5 protein-coding genes are annotated in these 6,000 nt (G+C 45.4%); 2 read left to right on the top strand and 3 right to left on the bottom strand.

Features of this window, described 5'->3' with window-relative positions:
- Positions 1 to 57: 57 nt before the first annotated feature.
- The 3 genes from galK to BW716_RS04185 form a co-directional block, all read right to left on the bottom strand.
- Positions 58 to 1,224: a galactokinase gene (gene galK / locus BW716_RS04175; protein WP_083721255.1), complete on the bottom strand. Its 1,167-nt coding sequence runs from the start codon at positions 1,222 to 1,224 to the stop codon at positions 58 to 60.
- Positions 1,225 to 1,254: 30 nt separating this feature from the next.
- Positions 1,255 to 2,316 (bottom strand): cellulase family glycosylhydrolase, encoded by a 1,062-nt coding sequence (locus tag BW716_RS04180; protein WP_083721256.1) that lies wholly within the window; start codon positions 2,314 to 2,316, stop codon positions 1,255 to 1,257.
- Between the two features lie 335 nt (positions 2,317 to 2,651).
- Positions 2,652 to 3,674, bottom strand: a complete 1,023-nt coding sequence (locus BW716_RS04185) for a LacI family DNA-binding transcriptional regulator (protein ID WP_083721257.1) — start codon at positions 3,672 to 3,674, stop codon at positions 2,652 to 2,654.
- A 128-nt stretch (positions 3,675 to 3,802) separates the two neighbouring features.
- Between BW716_RS04185 and BW716_RS04190 the strand changes: the two genes are divergently transcribed.
- Positions 3,803 to 4,921, top strand: coding sequence for an acyltransferase family protein (locus BW716_RS04190; RefSeq protein ID WP_083721258.1), 1,119 nt, complete (start codon positions 3,803 to 3,805; stop codon positions 4,919 to 4,921).
- A gap of 92 nt (positions 4,922 to 5,013) precedes the next feature.
- Positions 5,014 to 5,799, top strand: a complete 786-nt coding sequence (locus BW716_RS04195; RefSeq protein WP_083721259.1) for an SDR family oxidoreductase — start codon at positions 5,014 to 5,016, stop codon at positions 5,797 to 5,799.
- Positions 5,800 to 6,000: the final 201 nt, after the last annotated feature.

Consider the following 6,000-nt stretch of genomic DNA (forward strand, 5'->3'; position numbering starts at 1 on the left):
TCACTTGACAAGGATATCTGCGTGAAGGCGAACCTCCACGCAGATGGAAATAGTATATTAGTTATTCACCAGATTGTTGACAGTACGGCAACCATCTTCAATGCTGGTCACATATGCTTTCAGATTAGTGTTGAACTGTTGTTTATAGCCGGCAGCTGCTCTTTCCAGCAGGGCAGGTACAGCAGTTTTCTTCACGATGTTGATGGTACAGCCACCAAAGCCACCACCCATCATACGTGCACCCATTACACCATTTTCACCGGCAGCGAATTCCGCCAGCCAGTTCAGTTCAGGGCAGCTTACATTATACAGCTTATCGAGGCCTTCGTGTGTAGCAAATACTTTTTTACCGAAAGATATAAGGTCGTCATTCTGCAGATCGATACAGGCATCCTGTAAGCGCTGAATTTCTTCCACTACATAACGGCAACGGTTATAGACGATGGCATCCTTACCTTTTACATAGGCATCCAGCATATCCATATTTACATCGCGCAGGCTGTTTACATGCGGATGGTGCGCCTTTACCCAGGCTACACCCTGCTCGCATTCAGCACGGCGGGTATTATATTCGGATGATGCCAGGGAGTGCTTCACCTGTGTATCCAACAGCACGAGGTTCACATCGTCAAAGTTGAATGGGATGTATTCATATTCCAGGGAGGCACAATCCAGTTTGATCAGCTGTTGTTTCTTACCAAACATACTGGCAAACTGGTCCATGATACCACAACGTACACCTACAAACTGGTTTTCGGCAGCCTGTGACAGGAGCGCCATTTCTTTACGACCCAGGCCAAGGCTAAACATTTCATTCAGACCAAATACGGTAGCACATTCCAGTGCTGCGGAGGATGAGAGGCCGGCGCCCAGGGGAATATTACCGCAAAATGCACATTCAAATCCGCTGATGATATGACCACCCTGCTGCAATTGCTGCACAACGCCCAGCAGATAATCAGGCCAATGCTGTTTCGTACGCTCCAGTTTATCCAACGACCCGGTGAATGTATCATTTACATCCAGTGCATGCAGCACAATTTTGTTGTCGTTGCGCTTGATAATGGCGAGGTAGATAGCTTTGTCAATAGCGGCAGGCAATACGAATCCATTGTTGTAATCCGTATGTTCTCCAATGAGATTAATGCGTCCTGCAGCTCTTACCATAATTGGTTCCTGATCAAAATGCTGCTGGCAATAAGCGTTTAGTTTAGCTTGCTCCACGTTCTAATTTTTTAATCAAAGTTATTGATCCTAATTTGTTCCTGTCAGGGCTTTGATCACCGTGATCTCTTCTGTGCTGTAAGGTGTACCGTCTTGTCTGAAAATGTCGTGGAACCAAACTTTAGGTTCTGCGCCGTCAGGCATAGGTGTATCCCAGGCATAAATAGTATTGGTCTTACCTGATACAAGGCCCCAGTTGTAAGCAGCTACATTTTCCTTTTTCAGGAGCGGCATAATGTTCGCAAAGCGGCTGCCACGGGAACGGGCCATGTATTCGGTACAGATCAGGGGACGACCATACTTACGCAGGGTGTCGATTACTTCCTGGTGGTCCTTTTCGTCAGCATAGTTGTGATAGGTGATCACATCTGAATTGTTCAGTTGGAATTCGTTCAGGCTTGTGAGACTTTTATTCCATACACCGGAGCTGATAGGCTGTTCAGTATTAGCTTCTCTGCCCCAGGTGAAAACGAGTTGTAATAAAGGCAGGCTTTTGTCTCCGTAGTCGGAGTTGCCTGGTTCGTTATAAAGATCCCATAGGAGGATACGTTTATCTTTCCTGAAGGAGGTCATTACATCATTCACATATTTGTGCAGGGTGTCGTTCAGCTGTGGTGAACTTTCTCTGCGGATACCTGGGTCCTGCAGCCAGCCGGAGTTATGGATACCGGGTTTAGGTGCAGGTTGGGTACCGATAGCATAGGTTTTGTTCCAACAGTCGTCGAAAAGTACGAAGATGGTGGAGATACCATAGCGGTCTGCGATACTGAGGTAGGTGTTCAGGCGGTTTTTGAAACCCTGAGGATCCTGCTCCCAGGCAGCGTGATGGAGGAATACGCGCATAGAGTTTAAACCAATAGAGGCGGCGTAGCCAAGGTCACGGCTGATGGTGGTGGTGTCGAAGGTAGCAGCCTGCCACATTTCCAGCTGGTTGATAGCAGAACTGGGGATGAAATTGGCACCACGTTGCCACGCATGTGATTTATACCATTTTTGAGCTTGTTTTTTGGACCATTGTGGTCGCGGCTGAGCATTAGCGACAACGGCCATCGTCGCAAATAACAAAGCGATTAATGAAACTTTTCCTTTCATGCATTTCAGTTTTTTTGTGGAGCTGGATAGATTCGGATTTAATAAGGGAGGTTATTAGATCTTTTTTCTATAGCCATGGAATTTTTCCTGTTTAAAAAAGTGGAATCACGATATAAAAATAGAAGATTTACGTAAACGATTACAATAAATCTTACAAAAGGTAAAAGATTTTATATAACTGATTGTAAATAAATTATTTATTTTTATGTAATCGTTTACATCAAAGAGGCATTTCCTACGGAAAAGATGTTTATTTGCCCCATTTTCTTTTAGCCTCCCGCAGGGCCCTTCCCGAAAATTTGCGGAGGCTACAAAGCAGCCTCCGCAAATTTTCGCTATCTTCTTACAGATGACTGCCTATACACCGGTACCGGATCCAACACCACCCTCGACTTTACCAGTGTTCCCTCTTCCCCTTCATTTATCAACTCCATCAATAACTTGAACGCCTCCTTCCCCATCTGCACCGTCTGCTGATCTATACTCGACAAGCTCGGCGTTATATGCTCATCAAACGATTCATTGGCAAACCCGATCACTCCAAACGCCTCCGGCATATCTATATCTTTATCTTTCAGTTCCTTTACTGCGCCCAGCGCCGTAAAATCCTCCACGGCAAATACCGCATCAGGCGGCTTTGCCAGCCCCAACAAATGTTGTATTGCCTGTCTGCCCGCCTCGATCGAAACGTTTCCCTGGTATATCAGGTCCTCCTCTACAGGAATGCTGTACGCCGCCAGGGCAGATTTATATCCTTCCAGGCGGTCTTTGAAAATTTTCAGGTGCTGCTGCCCCGCAATGTGAGCAATCCTTTTATACCCCTGACGGATCAGGTGCTCCGTAGCATAGTAAGCTCCTCTGAAGTCATCTACCACTACCGAAGGAATATTCAGGCTATCATTCGCACGGTCAAAAAAGACCAGGGGTACGCCCCGCTCCTTGATTTCCAGGTAGTGACTAAAGTCGAATGTCTCCTTGGCAATAGAAGCCAGGATACCATCTACCCGGGTACTCAGAAAGGTTTCAATCCCCTTCTGTTCATATTCCGGCAGTTCGTTGGACTGATAGATCAATACATTATAGCCATGTTGGTTGGCCATACTTTCAATACCGTGGATAACAGAGCCAAAGAAGTTGATTTCCGCGCTTGGAATGATCACTCCAATAATATTGGTCCTGCCGGAACGAAGCGACCATGCGATCCTGTCCCTGCGGTAGTTCATCCTTTCCGCCGCTTCCTGTACCATTTTACGGGTCTCCTCGCTGGTACCTTTGCGGTTATTCAACGCCCTGGATACAGTCGCCCCCGTCAGGTTCAGCTCCCTCGCAATGTCTGCTATAGTAACTTTGTGGTTCAATAAAGGCTGTGTTTACTACTAAAGTATAAAATGATTATTTAATACAGCAATTAAATAATGGAGGACGGCAAATTCCATTGTAATCAATCATTGCTTGCATTATATTTATACCAATCTAATCCTTACCAATGCAAGCAGCCAATCAACGCTTTCTGCCACTGGATGTATTCCGTGGCCTTACTATCTGCTTTATGATCATTGTAAATACCCCCGGTAGCTATGATCATATATTTGCACCACTGGAACATGCGGCCTGGCATGGATTCACACCCACCGACCTGGTTTTCCCGTCTTTCCTCTTCGCCGTGGGCAATGCCATGAGCTTTAGTATGCGCAAGTATTACGAACTGGGTAATGCCGCTGTACTATCGAAAATATTCAAAAGGACCCTGCTCATTTTCCTGCTGGGGTTCATCATGTACTGGCTGCCTTTTGTACGCCACACGCCAAACGGACTTGAATTCATTCCTTTCCATGACACCCGCATCATGGGCGTGCTGGAAAGAATTGCCCTCTGTTATTGCTTCGCTTCTCTCATGATCCGCTATTTGCCTACAAAAGCAGTTTGGATCATCAGCGCATTATTACTGCTCGGTTACTGGTTCATCATGTACTTCTTAGGCGATCCGGCTGATCCATATGGTTTCAGTACCAATGCCGCTGTCCATTTCGATAAGTTAATTCTTGGTGAAAATCACATGTACCACGATAAAGGGACGATCTCAGAACCCGAAGGATTACTCAGCACATTGCCTGCTATTGTGAATGTAGTGATCGGTTATTACACCGGCCTATTTATCCAGAAACGTAAGCCCAATACGTTCAGTATCCTCATTCGCTTCGGTTGTATGTTCATTATTGTCGCTACTTTGTGGAACCAGCAATTCCCAATTAATAAAAAGTTATGGACCAGTTCCTTCGTGTTGTTAACCGCAGGTCTGGACCTCCTGATACTCACTGCCCTCTTATATATTATAGATGTTAAGGGAAAAACCAGGTGGACCGGATTCTTCACCACCTTCGGAAAAAATCCATTATTCCTTTATCTTTTGTCAGAAGTGATGGTTATATTCTTATATTTCTTTACTATTGGGAACGAATCAGTATACGACTGGCTCAGTAACCACATATTTCAGCAAATAGCACCGGGCAAAGTAGGGTCTCTCCTCTTTGCAATTACATTCATGCTGTTTTGCTGGTGTGTGGGCAAAATTCTGGATAAAAAACGTATATACGTACGTGTATAAGAAAGGTGATATAGTATATTCCCTTATCTTAGCTTCCTGAAAAACCCAACGTGTTTTGCTAAGTTTTGAGAAACTGTTAGTCATGAAATAGTATGGAATTATCGTTAAAGGGAAAAACCGCCCTGATCTGTGGTGCTACACAGGGAATTGGATTGGCCACAGCCAGAGAACTGGCCGCTTTAGGAGCTGAGTGTATCTTAATGGCCAGGGACAAAGAAGCCCTGAAGGAAATTATACCTACGCTCGAAGCAGAACATTTTCAAGAGCATAGTTATCTTGTGGCAGACTTCCAGCATACCAAGGAAGTAGAGGAAGCCATCAAAACCGTCACTGAGAAACAATCAATACACATCCTGGTCAATAACACAGGAGGTCCTGCCAGCGGCCCGATCGTAGAGGCAGAAGTACATGAATTCACAGCTGCTTTCAACCAGCACCTGGTGAATAACCATATACTTGCACAGGCTGTGCTCACAGGTATGATCGCTGCTGGTTATGGCAGGATCATCAATGTGATCTCTACCTCTGTGAAAGCCCCTCTCAAAAACCTGGGCGTGTCCAATACCATCCGCCTCTCCGTCGCTGCCTGGGCCAAAACCATGGCGACAGAACTGGCACAATATGGTGTGACCGTCAATAATATCCTGCCCGGTTCGACCAATACAAACCGGCTACGCTCCCTGATTCAGACCACTGCCAAGAAGCGCGGTGTGGATCAGACAGTAATAGAACAGGAAATGCTGAATGAAATACCAGCGAAACGCTTTGGAGATGCAAAGGAAGTTGCAGCTGCAATTGCATTTCTGGCAACACCTGCCGCTGGGTATATCACAGGTACGAGCATCCCCGTTGATGGAGGAAAGACACCGACTATTTAAAAATACTTATAAAGTAAAAGCCCCGACAAATGTCGGGGCCTAATTCATCACTTTTTACTATTACAAATTGAACAAGTGTGTATCTGATTGTACAAAAATCTTTTATCTGAAGGCATAATCAAAAGCGGAAAAGGAATTTTATTTACGCAAAGGGGAAAAACAAAAAGGGGGCAGTCTGCGACGAGGGCACTGAAGAAGTTG

The organism is [Flexibacter] sp. ATCC 35208 (assembly GCF_001975825.1).
Lineage (GTDB): Bacteria > Bacteroidota > Bacteroidia > Chitinophagales > Chitinophagaceae > Chitinophaga.

Bases quoted from the DNA above. Each gene is read 5' to 3' on its own strand.
- BW716_RS04180 (WP_083721256.1), bottom strand. From the start codon at position 2,316: ATGAAAGGAAAAGTTTCATTAATCGCTTTGTTATTTGCGACGATGGCC.
- BW716_RS04190 (WP_083721258.1), top strand. From the start codon at position 3,803: ATGCAAGCAGCCAATCAACGCTTTCTGCCACTGGATGTATTCCGTGGC.
- BW716_RS04195 (WP_083721259.1), top strand. From the start codon at position 5,014: ATGGAATTATCGTTAAAGGGAAAAACCGCCCTGATCTGTGGTGCTACA.